The organism is Streptomyces sp. NPDC006208 (genome assembly GCF_040613775.1).
Lineage (GTDB): Bacteria > Actinomycetota > Actinomycetes > Streptomycetales > Streptomycetaceae > Streptomyces.
In genome coordinates this window covers 61,707-77,872 of sequence record NZ_JBEXSW010000003.1, presented here as the reverse complement: position 1 = coordinate 77,872, position 16,166 = coordinate 61,707, and the positions used below count along the sequence as shown (strand labels likewise).

Here is a 16,166-nt window from a genome sequence, read left to right as displayed (position 1 = left end):
GAACACACGGCCCACCCGGGGACGCCTGTTCGGCCGCACAGGTAGCCCGAGCAGGGCATCAGGCGACCCGGTTGGGTCAAGCATCACCATCGCCGCCTGGCGGGACGGCGGTTGGGGCTGTCGGATGAGCCGCGGACCGTCCGGTCCGATCATCAGCTCAGCGCACGCCCGTGGCCTCGGATCAGGCCACAGGGGAAGGACAACATGAACGGGAACAGCCAGACCCGACCCGCCCGTCGCAAGGCTCTGCTCGCCGCCATGGCGGTAGCAGCCCTGGCGGGCCAGCTGCTCATCACCGCACCTGCCGCTCAGGCCACCGGCCGGGACGCCACGCCGGCCGCGAAGGACAAGGACAAGAACAAGAAGAAGAACAACGGGGTGGTCCTGCACGGACTGCGGGCTTTCTCCGAGGACGGGACGTTCACGCCTCCCAAGGGCGTCAAGTCGGTGTTCGCCCAGGCGTGGGGCCCCGGTGGCGGCGGTGGCGGTGGCGCCGGCGGCAGCGCCACCGCCCCCATCGTCGGTGGCCGCGGTGCCGGCGGCGGTGGCGGCGGCTTCGTCTGGTGCGTCATCGACATCGACCCCAAGCACCCCAAGGTCACGGTGGACCTGGGCGAGGGCGGCGAGGGCGGTTCGGGCGGTCCCGTGGGCACCAGCGGCACCATGGGCGACGACGGCACCGCGACGACGGTGACCTCGTACAAAGACAAGGAAGTACTCAGGGCTGAAGGGGGCGAGGGCGGCGGCGGCGGCTTCTCCACCGGTGCTCCCGGTATCCCCGGAGCCGGGGGCACCGGCGGCGAGTGCATCAGGGGTGGCGCTGTGAGCCGGCCCGGCGAGGACGGCAACGGCTTCGGCGGCGACGTCGCCGACGGCATCATCCCCCCCGCCTTCGGCCACGCGGTGGGTGGCGACGGCGGCCTGGGTGGCCCTCCCGGCGCTCCCGGTCAGCCTGGAGAGGACGGCGGCGAGGGGTACCTCGTCTTCTTCTGGTAGTACCTGAGCAGGGGGTATCGGATCGGACCGTCCTCACGGCCCTGGGTCGTGAGGACGGTTTCCTGCGCGCTCGCGGCGGACGGCGTCGCCCCTGGCGCGCAGGAGGGCGCCGCAGAGGGCCGGTTCCCCGGCGCACCACCGGACCCGGGCCCGGCGTCGCTCAGAAGAGCCCGTCGTCCGGAGTGCCGCGTTCGAAGGCGAGCAGGCGCTGCTTGCGGTCGAGGCCGCCGCCGTAGCCGACGAGGCTGCCGTTCGAGCCGATGACCCGATGGCACGGAACGATGATCCCGATCGGGTTCTTGCCGTTGGCGAGACCCACCGCGCGGGAGGCACCGGGGCTGTCGAGGGCGCCTGCCAGTTCGCCGTAGGTCCGGGTCTCGCCGTAGGGGATCCGGCGCAGCTGGTCCCAGACGCGGCGCTGGAAGGGCGTGCCCTCCAGGCGCATCGGCAGGTCGAACTCTTTGAGTTCGCGGGCGAAATAGGCCTCCAGCTGGCGGATCGCCTCGCCGAAGGGCGTCTCGTCGTGGCCGCCGAAGGTCTCCTCGTCCGGCCGGTGCCGCTGCTCGGTCATGTAGAGCCCGCTGAGTACTCCGTCGGTGGCGACGAGGGTGAGAGGGCCGTAGGGGCTGTCGACAACGGTGTGCTGCCTGGTCATGTCCGAACTTCCTTATGAGGGGAGGCGGTTGATCGGGTGGTCGTCGGTCGCCCACAGATACTGGACGGCGTAGGCACGCCAGGGCCGCCAGGCGGCGGCGCGTGCAGTGAGGGCGGCCGGGGTGGACGGCATACCGCGCTCGGCCGCCGCTCGCCGCATGCCGAGGTCGGTGGGCAGGAAGGAGTCGGGGTCGCCGAGAGCGCGCATCGCGATCACCTCGACCGTCCAGGGGCCGAATCCCGGCAGCGCGGCCAGCTGGGCCCGTGCCCGGTCCCAGTCGCTGCCGGGATCGAGCGCGAGCGTGCCGTCGGCGAGCGCCGCGACCAGCGTGGTGAGGGTGGTGCGGCGGCTGCGCGGCAGCGCGAGGGCCTCGGGATCGAGCGCTGCGAGTGCCTCGGGCGTCGGGAAGAGGTGGGTGAGGCCGCCCTCGGGGTCGTCGACCGGGACTCCGTGCGCGGTGACCAGGCGGCCTGCATGCGTGCGGGCGGCGGCCGTCGAGACCTGCTGGCCGAGCACGGCCCGTACGGCGAACTCGGCGGCGTCGACCGTGCGCGGAACCCTTCGGCCGGGGGCCTTGTCGACGAGGGGGGCCAGTTCCGGGTCGGTGCGCAGCTGGTCGTCGACGGCGACCGGGTCCGCGTCCAGGTCGAGCAGCCGGCGGCAGCGGCTGATGGCGATGGTGAGGTCGCGCGGGTCGGTCAGCGAGAGGCGGCAGGCGATGTGGTCGGGCTGCGGGGTGAGGGCGACGATGCCGTGCCCGTACGGGAGGGTGAGAGTGCGCCGGTACGCGCCGTCCCGCCACTCCTCGACGCCGGGGACGCCGGTCGCGGCCAGATGTCCGAAGAGGTTGCTGGGGTTGAGCGGTGCCCGGTAAGGCAGCCGCAGGGCGATCACTCCGGAGGTCTGCGGCACAGCCGTGCGGGCGCGGGCGGCCCGGGTGCGCAGCTCGCCCGGGGCGAGTGCGAAGACCTCGCGGACGGTGTCGTTGAAGGTGCGGATGGAGGAGAAACCGGCCGCGAAGGCGATCTCGGCCATGGGGAGCGCGGTGGTCTCGATCAGCACGCGCGCGGTCTGGGCGCGCTGGGAGCGGGCCAGGGCGAGCGGGCCGGCGCCCAGCTCGGCCAGCAGCTGGCGCTCGATCTGGCGGGTGGAGTAGCCGAGGCGGGCGGCGAGGCCCGGCACTCCTTCGCGGTCGACGACGCCGTCGGCGATCAGCCGCATGGCGCGGGCGACGGTGTCGGCGCGGGCGTTCCACTCCGGGGAGCCGGGGCTGGTGTCGGGGCGGCAGCGTTTACAGGCACGGAATCCGGCCTGCTGGCAGGCGGCGGCGCTCGGGTAGAAGGTCATGTTCTCGGCCTTCGGCGGCACGGCCGGGCAGCTGGGGCGGCAGTAGATCCGCGTGGTCAGTACGGCGGTGAAGAACCAGCCGTCGAAGCGGGCGTCCTTCGACCGGACGGCACGTACGCAGCGCTCGGTGTCGGTGTGCATGGCTCCAGCATCGGGTATGCCGGGGCGAGAGGCTGGCGAGAATTCGACATCAGCCTTGCTCGGCCAGGGCTGTCTCGAATCACCGACAGGCATCCTCGCCGAACAGGGTGAAGCGCACGTCGGGTGACCGCACTCCACATGTGGTGGTGAATGCCACACACTCGGTGACCGGTCCGCGGCGTCCGTCCTCCAGTGCCCCGTATGCTCTCGGCTCCCGACTCCACGGACGGCAACCGTGCTCGAGCACTGCTCCTCCCCCGTCGTCGCCCGTCAGCTCGAGGCCGCGAGAGCCGTCTCGAAGACCGCGTAGGCGGCCTCGTCGAACAGCACGAACCTCACCTCCTGAACCGGCGCGGACGCCGCCTCACGAACCGTGCGGATCGCAATGCGTGCGCCGTCGTCCATCGGCCAGCCGTAGATACCCGTCGAGATGGCCGGGAACGCCACGGTCTCGGCCCCCAACTCGGCGGCCACGCGCAGCGATTCGCGGTAGCAGGAGGCCAGCAGCTCGGACCGGTCCTCCTCACGGGACCAGACAGGGCCGACAGTGTGGATCACATGGCCGGCGTCGAGCCGGCCTGCGGTGGTGGCGACGGCCTGTCCGGTGGGCAGGCCCTTGCCGTACCGGGAGGCGCGCAGGGCCCGGCACTCCTCCAGGATCTCCGGGCCACCCTTGCGGTGGATGGCACCGTCGACGCCTCCGCCGCCGAGGAGGGAGGAGTTGGCGGCGTTGACGATGGCGTCGGCGTGCTGCTGGGTGATGTCGCCGTGGACAAGGGTGATGGCCGGCCGCTGCTGTGTCATGGAGATCATGATGCCGCCGGCCGGCGGCCGCGGCACGCACTTATGTCGGCCCGTCGGCCAGGGCGCCCGGTCGCGAGGAACACGGCCGGTCTACGGTGGGTCCCGGGAGCGGTGGCCGGCATCGGAAAGAAGACCACGGGCGCACCGCCCCGGACCCTAAGGGCGCGCTCAGCACAGCCGGCCGGCGCCCGCGCGGTGACCCACGACACCGGGCACGGCCTTGGGGTGGTCGACCCGGGTCCGCAGCGTCGGTGTCCAGCCGGCGCCGGACTGCAGTGTCTCCTCGGGCAGTTCGGCGTTGTGGACGGCGACAAGGTCCACCGGCTTGCCGTTGACGTAGTTGTGCTCGGCAGTGACCGGGGCCTCCTTCCACTTCTTGAGGATCTTCCCGGCGCCCACACCTGCCGGCAGCGTGAACGCGTTCTTCTCGGCGAACAGCTGGGACTCGATGCCGATACCGAAGCTGTAGGCGTAGCCGGTCGCCGGGACGACGAAGTGGTTGTTGTACGCGTCGACCCGGCCGAAGCGCACCCGCGGCGCGCGCTCGATGACGTTGCGGAACAGGTTGTGGTGCAAGGTGACCCGCAGCTTGCCGCGGTCCGTGGCGCCCGCGCTGTCGCTGTTGCCGATCATGAGCGTCTTGTCGTGGTCGGTGAAGACGTTCCAGGACGCGGTGACGAGGTCGGCACCCCTGACGACGTCGAGTTCGCCGTCGTGCTGCTGGTAGATCTCGCCGTAGTACGACGGCAGCGAACTGTCGGGGTGCTCGCCGTCCGTGAACGTGTTGTGGTCGACCCACACATGGGTGGAGCCGTACACCACCATGCTGTCGTACTCGGAGTTCCATGCCCCGGTCTCCCCGTCGGTGGGGTCCCACTGCGGGAAGCAGTCGAGGGGGCTCTCCAGTGTCAGATTGCGGATGATGACGTTGTCCACGCCCTGGATCTGCAGACTGCCGCCGACGATCCCGGCGTTCCTGCCGATCCCCACGATGGTCGTGTCGGCCGGGACGAATGCCTTGATGGCCCTGGCCTGGTTCGCCGCCGATGCCGCCCGCAGATCTTCCTGAGGGCCGCTGACCGTGGTGTCGTAGCCCCACACCGCGGGGTCGTAGTCGGCGAGATAGCGGTCGAAGTCGTAGCCGGGAGCCTCGAACGCGGCACAGCCGGAAGCCGTGGCGTCGAGGGTGCCGCGGACCTTGATGATCCTGGGGGCGGTGCCGTCGGCGGCGAGTGCGGCGGTGAACTCCTCCCAGGTGCTGACGGTGTGGACGTGAGCGGCGTCAGCCGTCGCGCCCCCCGTGGTGCCGGTGCCATCGGACGCCCAGCCGTCACCGGCAGGAAGGGTCTGGCGGCCCGGATCGCTGGGGGACGCGGCCTGGGCCGGGGCGGTGACGCCGAGCACCAGCGCGGTGGAGCTCACCACAGCTGCTGCCACGGCGCGTCTGTGACCTGGCTGTGTACGCACTGTTCGGTACTCCTTCTGCTGCGGACTGCTGGACTGTGGGGACATGGGCGGCCGTTCTCCGGCCGGGTGGTCCACGGCGTGCCTGCCCCGGGACCATGCACCGGGCCGGGTCGGCGCTCAGCGGAGCGGTCCGGGGCCGTGGGTGCCGCGGCCGGTGCGGGCGTGAGCCGCGCGACGGCCGCGATCACCTGACGGCGCCGGCCGTCACTGCTTCTGCTGCTCCCACTCCGCCTGGGCCTTGTTCAGTTGCTCGGCGAGCGTGTCCAGGAAGTCCTTCGCGGACATCTTGCCGAGCAGCACCTTCTGGAACGCCGGCTCGTTGTCGGCCTTGGAGATGGTGTTCCAGTCGGGCAGGTAGTAGGGGAGCTGCACGATTTCGGTGTCACCGCTGAACAGCGCCTCGGCGGCGAGCTTGGTGGGCTCGGACTCCTGGATCCACGGATCCTTCGCCGCCTCGGTGTTGGCCGGGATGGCTCCGGCCGACTTGTTCCACTTGCTGTTGGACTCGTGCGAGGCGGCGAACTCGATGAACTTCCAGGCCGCGGCTTTGTTCTTGCCGGTCTTGAACAGGCCCAGACCGTCCACCGGGTTGGAGACCTGGACGCGCGTGCCGTCGTCCGTCGTCGGGTTGGGGATCCCGCGGAACTTCTGGGTGCCGAGCGCCTTCACATGGTCCTGGTAGGAGCCCAGGTTGTGGCTGAGCATGCCGATCTGGCCGCTGTCCCACTGGGCGACCATCTTGGTGAAGTCGTTGTTGACGTCGGCGGCCGGAGTGCTCTTCTTGAACAGTGCGACGTACTTCTCCAGCGCCTGGATGTTCTTCGGGTCGTTGACGGTGGTTCTGCCGTCGTCCCAGAAGCTGCTGATGCCGGTCTGGCCGTACATGGCGTCCAGCGCCTGCGCGATGGAGCCCGCGCCGCCGCGGATCGTGTACCCGAAGCGGTTCTTGTCCTTGTCGGTGAGCTTGCCGGCCGCCGTGAAGAACTTCGACCACGTGGTGGGCGCCTCCAGGCCGGCCGCCTGGAACAGGTCGGTGCGGTAGTAGACCACTCCGTTGTTCGCGGAGGTCGGCACCGTGTACATCCGGTCGCGGCCGCCCGCGGCCTTCACGCTCTCGGCCATTCCTGCGTTCAGCTTGCCCTTGAGCGAGCTCGATGCGATCCGCTCGTCGAGCGGCTCCAGCGCGTTCTGCGCGGCGATCCCGGCGAGCATCGCGGCCCCGACACCGCCGACGTCCGGCAGGCCGCCGCCCTGGATGGCGGTGTCGTACTTGGACTGCACCTCGGTCGCGGCGATCCCGACGTAGTTGACCTTGATGTCCGGGTTCTTGGCCTCGAAGTCCTTGATGATCTCCGTCCAGACGTCGGTGCGCACACCACCGTTGTTGTCCCAGAAGGTGATCTCGCCCTTGCCCGATCCCTCGGTGCCCTTGTCTCCGGCAGCGGCCCCGCCCCCGTCGCCACAGGCGGTGGTGGTCAGGGCGAGAGCGGTGGTGAGAGCGAACGCGGATGCGGCTCTGCGGCGTCGGTTGCGGAAGATGGTCATGCTCGGCTCATTTCTTCTCGTACGCGGATCGTGGAACTGTGCGGTGTGCTGTGTGAGGGGTGTCTGTGGTCGCGCCTCAGCCGACGGCGCGAGGGGTGATGCGGAACCTGGTGAAGGTGGCGGCGCCCGTATGGTCCGGCCCCGTCCGGCCGGGAAGGGCAGGAGACCCGGCGAACAGGCCCAGCAAGGCGCCGACCCAGCGCCAGGGCGTGGCCGCGAGCACCTGGCCGGAGGGCAGGAACACCCCTCCCGCACCGGCGTCGGCCGAACTGCTCGACAGGGGCACGGCAGCGAGGAACCGGCAGCGCGCCCCCGCGCCGATCTCGATCCGCAGCCGGGCCCGTCCCCGCGGTGCGATCCGAACCGGTGCGGCGTCCCGCTCCCGTTCGGCGCCGGCCTCGGCGAAGCGATGCACGAGGCGGACCGCGCCGTCCGCGCCGCGCTCGAGTCCGATCCAGCTGAACGCGTCCCCGAGCACCGTCAGACCGGCGCGGGAGCCGGGTCCGGTGCTGTCGAGGCGCAGCCCGACCTCGACCACGGCGTCGGCCGCCGGCGGCCTCTGGGTCAGCACGTGCGGCAGCCTGCGCAGGTCGTGCACTTCGGCGGAGCGCACACAGGTCAGCCGCAGCCCGTCGGACCCGTGCAGCGGCGCCCACCCCTCGCCGGGGTCGGCGGTCCACTGCCACTGGCGGCCGAACCGCCCGCCGGGAAAGTCGTCGTCGGTGGCCGGCGCGGATCGCGGCTGCGCCGGCAGATCGGGCTTGGGATGGACGAGCACCGGCGCGCCGTCGTCCCCGAGGACGGGCCAGCCGTCGTCGTCCCACCGCATCGGCTGCAGATGCACCAGCCGCCCGTACGCGCCCCGCTCCTGGAAGTGCAGGAACCAGTCCTCGCCGTGCCGGGTGCGCACCCATCCGCCCTGGTGCGGGCCGTTGACCGGGGTGTCGCCCTGTTCCAGGACGAGGCGCTCCTCGTACGGGCCCCAGAAGTCCCGTGCCCGCAACGCGCCCTGCCAGCCGGTCGCGACGCCCCCGGCGGGCGCGAAGATCCAGAACCAGCCGTCGTGACGGTAGAGCTTGGGCCCCTCGAGTGTGAACCAGCCGGGGATGTCGTCCCCGTCGACGATCGTCCTGCCCTCGTCGAGCAGACCACTGCCGTCGGGCCGCATACGGTGCCCGGTGAGCCGGTTCTTGATGCCGGAACGGGACTTCGCCCAGGCGTGCACCAGATACGCCTCGCCGCTCTCCCCGTCCCACAGCGGACACGGGTCGATCAGCCCCTTGCCGGCCTTCACCAGATGCGGTGAGCTCCAAGGGCCCCGGACATCAGGTGAGTTGACCTGGTAGATGCCATGGTCGGGGTTCCCCCAGAAGATCCAGAACCGGCCGTCGTGATGCCGGATGGAGGGCGCCCACACCCCGCTGTCGTGCCGCGGCGCGACGAAGGCCGCGGCAGGTTCGAGCCGCTCCAGGGCGTGTCCGACCAGTGTCCAGTTGACCAGGTCACGGGAGTGCAGGAGCGGCAGCCCCGGGACCCGTCCGAAGCTGGAGGCAGTGAGGTAGAAGTCGTCGCCGACGCGTACGGCATCGGGGTCGGACCAGTCGGCGGCCAGCACCGGATTGCGGTAGGTGCCGTCACCGAGATCACCGGTGATCACGATGTCACCGCCTGGTGGACCAGGGCCGCTGCCTCGCCCCGGCCCAGCCGGCCGTCGGCGACCACGGTGACGATCCGGCGGACCACCGTCCCGTCGGGCGCGACCGGCAGCCGCCTGTCGTGGGCCAGCGACGAACCGACGCCCGGATACTCGGCGGAGCGGACGAACCACGGGTCCTGCCGGGTTCGTTCGGTTGCTCCGGCGAACACCAGCGTCCACCCCTCCCCCGCCAGCGCGACCCAGTCGGCGGGAGCGCCGTGGACGGCGGACTCGCCCTCGGCATCGGCGCTGAACACCCTTGGCACCAAGGGCTGCTTGGGAGCGCGCCAGAAGAAGCCGCCGTAGGCCGCGCCCGGCCGGCCGTTGGTGGCCGGGCTGCCGATGGTCAGCTCCTGTGCGGTGGCATTGGTCAGGGAGAACGTGAGGTCCAGCGCCCAGGCCGAGTCGGTGAGCGGCACGGCGGCGACGGCGCGGCGCTCGCGCAGCAGCACGCGCTCGCCGGCGGTCCAGCTCAGCTCCTCCACGAACCCGTCCGGGTCACGGCGTGTGAACCCGTCGTGCCGCTGCACGCCATGGTTGTCGAGCTCGGTGGGCCCCTGGTCGCGGACGAAGGTCCGCCCGCCCCAGAAGTTGAGACCCGCCACGTCGGGCACCGCGACGCCGGCCCCCAGATGGTGCGCGTGATCGTCGGGCATCAGCTCGGTGACCGGCACACCGCCCGTTGTCCGGACCGGATGGAAGTACGGCCGCGGTGACGAGCGCCGCTCGAGCGCGGGGCGGATCGTGTACCGGCCGACGATGCGGCCTGCACAGCGCAGTACGAGGGCGGCGGTCATGACGCGTCCGCCTTCGCGGGGAGCGCCCAGGGGGCGCCGAGTTCGGAGTAGAGGCTCAGGTTCTCGGCGCACGCGACCACGAACCCGTCCACGCCCGTGACGACACGGCGCGGCGCCACGGCGCCTGCCGATACCCCGCCCGGCAGGCTGCGCCACACGGACGCCGGCAGCTCCACCGGCTCCGGCGCGGTGCGTACCGCCTCGACGACCCGCATGAACGCGCCCGTTGCCGCAGGCGGCGCCAGCAGTTCCGTGCCATGAGTCAGATGGCCGACCAGGTTCTCCAGCAGATCCGTCCGGCCGTGCACGCTCTCCACCGGGCCGTGCCCGGCCCGCTGGAGCAGCATGCGGTCCTGCTTGTACCAGAACGTGATCCGTCCACCCGTCCCGTGCACGATCACGTACGGCTCGGCGGCCGTCTCGGCGCACAGCGTCGCGGCCACCGCGATCCGGTTGCCGCCTGTGGTGGTGACGCGTACGCATGAGGTGTCGTCGGCCTCGATGGCGTTGGCGCGGAACAACTCCGTCTCGATCTCGGCGACATCCTCGGCGTTCGGGCTGCCCGCCAGTGCCAGCGCGGTGGCGACGGCGTGGGCGAGCGGGTTGGTGAGCGCACCGTCGACCACGTCGACGCCGTTCATCCGGCGGCGGCCGGCCCAGGGCGAGCGCCCGAAGTAGGACTCGTCGCGCACCCACGCCCCCGCGCCGCCGACGCCGAGCACCTCGCCGACGGCTCCGTCGGCGAGCAGCGAACGAATCGACGCCATCGCGTGCGATCCGAGCGACTGGAAACCGATCTGGCACGCCACACCGGCAGCGGCGATGCCCGCGGTGAGCCGGCCGAACTCCGCGTACGACGGGGCGGGAGGCTTCTCCAGCAGCAGATGCACGCCGCGCCGGGCGGCCGTGAGCGCCAGTTCGGTGTGCGTCTGGATCGGGGTGCAGATCACGGCGATCCGCGCTCCGGTCGAAGCCAGCAGCGCGTCCAGGTCGGACGACTGCTCCATCGCGTCGATGCCGTCGAAGTCGTCGGCGGCCAGCGGTGCCGGCTCGCAGACACCGGCCAGGCGCACCAGGCCCAGCCGCTCGAGCCGTCGGATGTTGTGCAGATGCCAGCCGCCATGGCCACGCGCGCCGGCCAGCACCACGGGCAGGGGGTTCCCGGGAACACTCATCCCTTCACCGCCCCCGCGCTGAACCCGGTGATCAGCCATTTCTGGATGAAGGCGAAGACGATCACGACGGGGACGGCCGCGATGACGCCGCCGGCGGCGAGTGCGCCGAGATCGACACTGTCCGCACCCATCAGTGTGTTGAGTCCGACCGGGATGGTCTGCTTCTCCGGGTTGTTGAGGAACATCAGGGCGAAGAGGAAGTGGTTCCAGGCGTGGACGAAGGCGAAGGAGCCGACGGCCACCAGTCCCGGCCGCAACAGCGGCAGCACCACGACCCGGAAGGCGCTGAAGCGGTTGCAGCCGTCGACCCAGGCCGCTTCCTCCAGGGAGTAGGGCACGTTCCTGATGAAGCCGCTGATCAGGATCATCGACAGCGGTAGCTGGAAGACGGTCTCCGCGATGATGACGCTGCCCAGGGAGTTGATCATCCGGAGGTTGGCGAAGATCTGGAACAGCGGCACCAGCAGCAGTGCGCCCGGCACGAACTGGGAGCACAGCAGGGCCAGCATGAAGCCCTTCTTGGCACGGAAGTCGAAACGGGCGAGGGCGTAGCCGCCGGCCAGCGCTATCACCGTGGTCATCACCAGCGTGGCGAGACCGGTGAGCAGGCTGTTCTGGAAGTAGACGGCGAAGCTGCGGTCGGTCCACACCTTCTCGAAGTGCTCGGTGGTCATCGGCCACGGCACCAGCGAGGTGGAACCCGTCGGGCGCAGCGCGAAAAGGAGGATCCAGTAGAAGGGGACGAGCGTGAAGAGCAGATAGACGGTCAGGGGCAGATAGATCTGCCAGCGCGGTACCTCGTCCCAGGCCCTCAGGCCCCGTCGGCGGCGGACGGTGGGGGCGGTGGCGGCTTCTCCCCTCCGTGGGCCCGGGACCGTCACGTGCCGGGTCTCGGAGCGGGCGTCCTGAGTGATCACTTGCTCTCGCCTCCGAACTTGCTCAGGCGCAGATAGACCATCGAGAAGAAGAGGAGAATCACGAACGCCACCGTGGTCAGGGCCGACGCATAGCCGAAGTTGTGCGCGTCGACGCTGGTGTTGGCGATGTACAGAGGCAGCGTGGTGGTCTCGCCGGCCGGACCGCCGCCGGTCAGGGTGTAGAGCAGATCGACGTTGTTGAACTCCCACACCGCGCGCAGCAGCGTCGAGAGGATGATCGCGTCCTTCAGGTGCGGCAGCGTGATGTGCACGAACTGCCGCAGCCGGCCCGCCCCGTCCACCCCGGCCGCCTCGTACAGGTCCTTCGGCACGGACTGGAGGTCGGCGAGGATGAGGATCGCGAAGAAGGGGACCCCGCGCCACAGGTCGGCGACGATCACCGCGGGGAAGACCGTGGCGGTGTCCGACAGCCAGGATGTCCCGTACTCGCCGATGCCCAGGTCAGCGAGGTAGCGGGTGACACCCGTCTGGGAGTTGTAGAGCAGCACCCAGATCGCGGAGGTCAGCACACCCGACACGGCCCACGGTGAGAAGACCAGGGCCCGGCCGAGCGCCCGGCCCGCGAAGGTCTGGTTGACGATCAGCGCGAGCGCCAGCCCGAACAGCAGCTGCAGGCCCACCTCGACGACGACCCACTTGAGGCTGAAGGCCAGCGTGTTCCAGAAGTGCGGGTCCTGCGTGACGACGGTGCCGAAGTTCGACAGACCCGCGAAGCCGTTCCGCCACGGCTTGGTGGGGTTGTAGTTCTGCAGGCTGTAGTAGAAGACGCTGAGCACCGGGTAGGCGATGAAGCCCAGCATCAGCAGTCCGGCAGGAGCGATCAGCAGATACGGCAGACGGCGCGGTGCCGTTCCCGTACGGCGACCGGGCGCCCTGGGCCGCCGGGGCGGTGCCCCGGGCGATTTCTGCGCCACAGCAGAGGCCATGACTGCTTCTCCGTTCAGGCAGTGGAAGCGCATCGAAGGCGCTGTTCGAGACATCGCGCGTGGTCGGGCGTGGAAGGAGCGACGAGCGGAGGGATCCGGAGCGGGAGGGGCGCTCTCAGCCCGCGTACGGGTCGGGCACCTGGCCGGGCCTGGCCAGGAAGGCGAAGTCGCAGCCGGTGTCGGCCTGAGTGATCTGTTCGGTGTACAGCGCCCCGTAGCCGCGCCCGTAGCGCGGCGGCGGCGGGGTCCACTCGGCCCGGCGGCGCTCCAACTCCTCGTCGGCCACGTCGAGATGGAGCGAGCGGGACTCGACGTCGAGGGTGATCGGGTCCCCGGTGCGCACGAGGGCGAGCGGGCCGCCGACGTACGACTCAGGCGCGATGTGCAGCACACACGTGCCGTAGCTGGTGCCGCTCATCCGGGCGTCGGAGATCCGGACCATGTCCCTGACGCCTGCCTTCAGCAGGTGGTCGGGGATGGGCAGCATCCCGTACTCGGGCATCCCCGGGCCGCCCTTGGGCCCCGCGCCCTGGAGCACGAGCACATGGTCGGCGGTGATGCCGAGCGCCGGGTCGTCGATGGTTCGCTGCATGGTGCGGTAGTCGGGGAAGACCATGGCGGGGCCGGTGTGCTTGAGCAGCTTCGGGTCGGCGGCGATGTGCTTGATGACCGCACCGTCCGGGCACAGATTGCCCCGCAGCACGGCGACTCCGCCCTGGTCGGCGACGGGATTGTCCCGGGTACGGATCACGTCGTCGTTGTGGACCCGTGCCCCTTCGAGCTGTTCGCGCATGCTGGCGTGGGAGACCGTCGGCCGGTCCAGATGGATCAGGTCCTTGATCCGGGAGAGGAAGCCGGGCAGCCCGCCCGCGAAGTGGAAGTCCTCCATCAGATAAGGACCGCCGCCGGGGCGGACGTTGGCGAGCACGGGCACCGTACGGGCGATCCGGTCGAAGTCGTCGAGGCACAGCTTCACCCCGGCCCGGCCGGCCATGGCGATCAGATGGATGACCGCGTTGGTGGAACCGCCGAGCCCGAGCACGGTCGTGACCGCGTCCTCGAAGGCCTCGCGGGTGAGGATCTTCGACAGTCTCAGGTCCTGGCGCACCAGTTCGACGATGCGCAGCCCGGACGCCGCGGCCATCCGGTCGTGGCCGGAGTCGACCGCCGGGACGGACGAAGCACCGGGAACGGTGACGCCCAGGGCCTCGGCGGCGGCCGTCAGCGTAGAAGCCGTGCCCATCGTCATACAGGTGCCGGGGGACCGGGCCAGACCGCTCTCCAGCTCACTCATCTCGCAGTCGCCGATGAGTCCGGCCCGCTTGTCGTCCCAGTACTTCCACATGTCCGTGCCGGAGCCGAGGACCTCGTTGCGCCAGTGGCCCGGCAGCATCGGCCCGGCGGGCACGAACACCGCGGGCAGATCGGCGCTGGCCGCGCCCATCAGCAGCGCCGGCGTCGACTTGTCGCAGCCGCCCAGCAGCACCGCGCCGTCCACCGGATACGAACGCAGCAGTTCCTCGGTCTCCATCGCAAGCAGGTTGCGGTAGAGCATCGGGGTCGGCTTCTGGAAGGTCTCGGACAGGGTCGAGACGGGGAACTCCAGCGGGAATCCGCCGGCCTGCCACACCCCACGCTTGACGGCTTGGGCGCGGTCCCGCAGATGGACGTGGCAGGGGTTGATGTCGGACCAGGTGTTGAGCACCGCGATGACCGGCTTGCCGAGGTGCTCCTCGGGGAGGTAGCCCAGTTGCCGGGTCCTCGCCCGGTGCGAGAAGGACCGCAGTCCGTCCGTGCCGTACCAGTGGTGGCTGCGCAGCCGACCGGATCGCGGAGTCATATGCCCCACCCGGCCACGAGCGCGGAAACTGCCGACCGGTGCATGTGCGGCAGCGCGCGGCTCGGGGGGCGGATGTCGCGCCGGCACAGACCGAGTCCGGCCAGTGCCTCCTTGACCACCGAGACGTTGTCGGCGGACCGGTGGGCGGCGCGCAGGTCCTCGAGCGGGCGGATCCGCTCCCAGACCTTCATCGCGGCCGGGTAGTCCCCGGCGCGCAGGGCCGTCAGCATCTCCAGAGAGACGGACGGGGCGATGTTGACCAGGCCCGAGGTGAAGCCGGTGGCACCGCCCGCGAAGTACGAGGGCGCGTACAGCTCTGCGAGGCCCGCGATCCAGACGAACCGGTCCAGCCCCGCGTCCCGCGCGAAGGAGGCGAAACGCGCGGCGTCCGGCACGGCGTACTTCACGCCGATGACATTGGGGCACAGCTCCCCGAGCTCGGCCATGCGCTCGCCGTGCAGCCGCGGTTCGCGGATGTACGGCACGACTCCCAGCTCGGGAACGGCTTCGGCGATCGACCGGTGGTAGTCCACCCAGCCGCCCTGGGAGACATAGGGGTGGACGGGCTGATGCACCATCACCATCGAGGCGCCGGTGTCCCGGGCGTGCTGTGCGGAGGCGACGGCGGTCGGCACATCGAGGCCCACCCCGACCAGGATCGCCGCCTCACCGGCCGCCTCGTCGACCGTCAGCTCCGTGACCGCGCGCCGCTCCTCGGGGGCGAGTGCGTAGTACTCACCGGTGTTGCCGTTCGGGGTGAGTGTGCGCACGCCGCCGTCGACGAGGCGGCGCACCAGGAGGCGGTGCGCGTCGGTGTCGACGGTGTCCTCGTCCGTGAACGGAGTGACGGGGATCGCCACGACATCGGCCAACGCGCCCCGCATGACGGCGAAGTCAGGGGTGCTCATGCGGGGTCCTCCTCGGTCCCGGGGAACGCGCGGTGGACGAAGGAGGCGATATGGGAGTGGAGGGCCAGGGCCGCGCCCTGGGCGTCGCCTGCCAGGGCGAGCCGAAGGATCTCGCGGTGCTCACCGGCCTCCCGCTGCCACGAGGGATCGGCCGCCCAGGCCACGGTGGACACGAGAGCGGCCTGGTCGCGCACCTCGTCGAGCATCCGGGCCAGCAGCGGATTGCCGCACGGGACGTACAGCGCCCGGTGGAACTCGCGGTTCGCCAAGGACCGCTCGGCCTGGTCGACCGCCTCGTCGGCGCGCACCAGTGCCGCCTGCGCGTCCTCCAGCGAGGCACGGCGGGTGATCGAGCGGCGCAGCGCCTCGGGTTCCAGCAGCAGGCGGACGTCGTAGACCTCGCGGGCCATGTCCGCGTCGACCATCCGCACGGTGACGCCCTTGTACTGGCTCATCACCACCAGACCGGTGCCGGCCAGCGTCTTGAGTGCTTCACGCACCGGGGTCTTCGACACCCCGAACTGGGCGGCCAGTTCGGTCTCGACCAGGGCCTGGCCCGGGCTGAGGGCACCGGTGAGGATGCCGTGCTTGATCGCCTCCAGGACGTACTGGGTGCGGGACGGGATCGGACTGGGGGCGAAGGCCATGAGTTCTCTCAGATCTCGCGTATGGCGTCTCATATATGACGTACGAAGTGCAACGCGACGAAAGCTAAGGGGGTGTTGATGTCGCGTCAATGCTTCACGCAGGATTCGTCACGGCATCGGACCGCTTCTCGTGCGGCCGGCCGCACGGCAGCGGCGTCCGGCGGACGCTTTGCGGTCCGGTGACCCGGCAGTCGGCGTCACACAAGGCTTCACGCAGGTCGTCGGTACCGGGCGTGAACCCCCGGGCCGTACGCACGTGTCCGTCCGGGTTAGCCTCTGTGAAG

At 70.7% G+C, this 16,166-nt stretch carries 14 protein-coding genes; 1 reads left to right on the top strand and 13 read right to left on the bottom strand.

Annotation, left to right across the window (positions count from 1 at the left end; translation table 11 throughout):
• Window positions 1-204: 204 nt before the first annotated feature.
• Window positions 205-996, top strand: a complete 792-nt coding sequence (locus ABZ208_RS03020; RefSeq protein WP_356907813.1) for a hypothetical protein — start codon at window positions 205-207, stop codon at window positions 994-996.
• A 160-nt stretch (window positions 997-1,156) separates the two neighbouring features.
• Here the strand turns inward: ABZ208_RS03020 and ABZ208_RS03015 are convergent, their stop codons facing one another.
• From ABZ208_RS03015 to ABZ208_RS02955, 13 genes are all read right to left on the bottom strand, one after another.
• A complete protein-coding gene (locus ABZ208_RS03015) occupies window positions 1,157-1,651 on the bottom strand; it encodes a methylated-DNA--[protein]-cysteine S-methyltransferase (protein WP_356907812.1) in 495 nt (164 codons plus the stop codon).
• 12 nt (window positions 1,652-1,663) lie between these two features.
• Window positions 1,664-3,139, bottom strand: a complete 1,476-nt coding sequence (locus ABZ208_RS03010; protein ID WP_356907811.1) for an AlkA N-terminal domain-containing protein — start codon at window positions 3,137-3,139, stop codon at window positions 1,664-1,666.
• 270 nt (window positions 3,140-3,409) lie between these two features.
• Window positions 3,410-3,943 carry an O-acetyl-ADP-ribose deacetylase gene (locus ABZ208_RS03005; RefSeq protein WP_356907810.1) on the bottom strand — a complete coding sequence of 178 codons (534 nt, stop codon included), beginning with the start codon at window positions 3,941-3,943 and terminating at the stop codon, window positions 3,410-3,412.
• 168 nt (window positions 3,944-4,111) lie between these two features.
• The gene (locus ABZ208_RS03000; RefSeq protein WP_356907952.1) at window positions 4,112-5,350 is read right to left on the bottom strand and encodes a pectate lyase; all 1,239 of its coding nucleotides are present in this window, start codon (window positions 5,348-5,350) and stop codon (window positions 4,112-4,114) included.
• A 264-nt stretch (window positions 5,351-5,614) separates the two neighbouring features.
• Window positions 5,615-6,955 (bottom strand): sugar ABC transporter substrate-binding protein, encoded by a 1,341-nt coding sequence (locus tag ABZ208_RS02995; protein WP_356907809.1) that lies wholly within the window; start codon window positions 6,953-6,955, stop codon window positions 5,615-5,617.
• 76 nt (window positions 6,956-7,031) lie between these two features.
• Window positions 7,032-8,612 carry a family 43 glycosylhydrolase gene (locus tag ABZ208_RS02990; protein ID WP_356907808.1) on the bottom strand — a complete coding sequence of 527 codons (1,581 nt, stop codon included), beginning with the start codon at window positions 8,610-8,612 and terminating at the stop codon, window positions 7,032-7,034.
• Window positions 8,609-9,448 carry a PmoA family protein gene (locus tag ABZ208_RS02985; protein WP_356907807.1) on the bottom strand — a complete coding sequence of 280 codons (840 nt, stop codon included), beginning with the start codon at window positions 9,446-9,448 and terminating at the stop codon, window positions 8,609-8,611. Before ABZ208_RS02985 ends, ABZ208_RS02990 begins: the two co-directional genes overlap by 4 nt.
• Window positions 9,445-10,623, bottom strand: coding sequence for a Gfo/Idh/MocA family oxidoreductase (locus ABZ208_RS02980; RefSeq protein ID WP_356907806.1), 1,179 nt, complete (start codon window positions 10,621-10,623; stop codon window positions 9,445-9,447). The genes ABZ208_RS02985 and ABZ208_RS02980 overlap by 4 nt, the downstream gene beginning before the upstream one ends.
• Window positions 10,620-11,504: a carbohydrate ABC transporter permease gene (locus ABZ208_RS02975; RefSeq protein ID WP_356907951.1), complete on the bottom strand. Its 885-nt coding sequence runs from the start codon at window positions 11,502-11,504 to the stop codon at window positions 10,620-10,622. Before ABZ208_RS02975 ends, ABZ208_RS02980 begins: the two co-directional genes overlap by 4 nt.
• A gap of 32 nt (window positions 11,505-11,536) precedes the next feature.
• On the bottom strand, window positions 11,537-12,487 hold the full coding sequence (locus ABZ208_RS02970) for a sugar ABC transporter permease (protein WP_356907805.1): 951 nt from the start codon (window positions 12,485-12,487) through the stop codon (window positions 11,537-11,539).
• A gap of 115 nt (window positions 12,488-12,602) precedes the next feature.
• Entirely contained in the window at window positions 12,603-14,327 is a 1,725-nt protein-coding gene (gene araD / locus ABZ208_RS02965; RefSeq protein ID WP_356907804.1) for an L-arabinonate dehydratase, read from the bottom strand.
• Window positions 14,324-15,235 carry a dihydrodipicolinate synthase family protein gene (locus ABZ208_RS02960; RefSeq protein ID WP_356907803.1) on the bottom strand — a complete coding sequence of 304 codons (912 nt, stop codon included), beginning with the start codon at window positions 15,233-15,235 and terminating at the stop codon, window positions 14,324-14,326. Before ABZ208_RS02960 ends, araD begins: the two co-directional genes overlap by 4 nt.
• Window positions 15,232-15,882 (bottom strand): GntR family transcriptional regulator, encoded by a 651-nt coding sequence (locus tag ABZ208_RS02955; protein WP_356907802.1) that lies wholly within the window; start codon window positions 15,880-15,882, stop codon window positions 15,232-15,234. The genes ABZ208_RS02960 and ABZ208_RS02955 overlap by 4 nt, the downstream gene beginning before the upstream one ends.
• Window positions 15,883-16,166: the final 284 nt, after the last annotated feature.

What these genes read in the sequence shown, in the direction of transcription:
- araD (WP_356907804.1), bottom strand. Translation starts at nt 14,327, where the DNA reads ATGACTCCGCGATCCGGTCGGCTGCGCAGCCACCACTGGTACGGCACG.
- ABZ208_RS02970 (WP_356907805.1), bottom strand. Translation starts at nt 12,487, where the DNA reads ATGGCCTCTGCTGTGGCGCAGAAATCGCCCGGGGCACCGCCCCGGCGG.
- ABZ208_RS03020 (WP_356907813.1), top strand. Translation starts at nt 205, where the DNA reads ATGAACGGGAACAGCCAGACCCGACCCGCCCGTCGCAAGGCTCTGCTC.
- ABZ208_RS03010 (WP_356907811.1), bottom strand. Translation starts at nt 3,139, where the DNA reads ATGCACACCGACACCGAGCGCTGCGTACGTGCCGTCCGGTCGAAGGAC.
- ABZ208_RS02955 (WP_356907802.1), bottom strand. Translation starts at nt 15,882, where the DNA reads ATGGCCTTCGCCCCCAGTCCGATCCCGTCCCGCACCCAGTACGTCCTG.
- ABZ208_RS02995 (WP_356907809.1), bottom strand. Translation starts at nt 6,955, where the DNA reads ATGACCATCTTCCGCAACCGACGCCGCAGAGCCGCATCCGCGTTCGCT.
- ABZ208_RS02985 (WP_356907807.1), bottom strand. Translation starts at nt 9,448, where the DNA reads ATGACCGCCGCCCTCGTACTGCGCTGTGCAGGCCGCATCGTCGGCCGG.
- ABZ208_RS03005 (WP_356907810.1), bottom strand. Translation starts at nt 3,943, where the DNA reads ATGACACAGCAGCGGCCGGCCATCACCCTTGTCCACGGCGACATCACC.
- ABZ208_RS02960 (WP_356907803.1), bottom strand. Translation starts at nt 15,235, where the DNA reads ATGAGCACCCCTGACTTCGCCGTCATGCGGGGCGCGTTGGCCGATGTC.
- ABZ208_RS03015 (WP_356907812.1), bottom strand. Translation starts at nt 1,651, where the DNA reads ATGACCAGGCAGCACACCGTTGTCGACAGCCCCTACGGCCCTCTCACC.
- ABZ208_RS02980 (WP_356907806.1), bottom strand. Translation starts at nt 10,623, where the DNA reads ATGAGTGTTCCCGGGAACCCCCTGCCCGTGGTGCTGGCCGGCGCGCGT.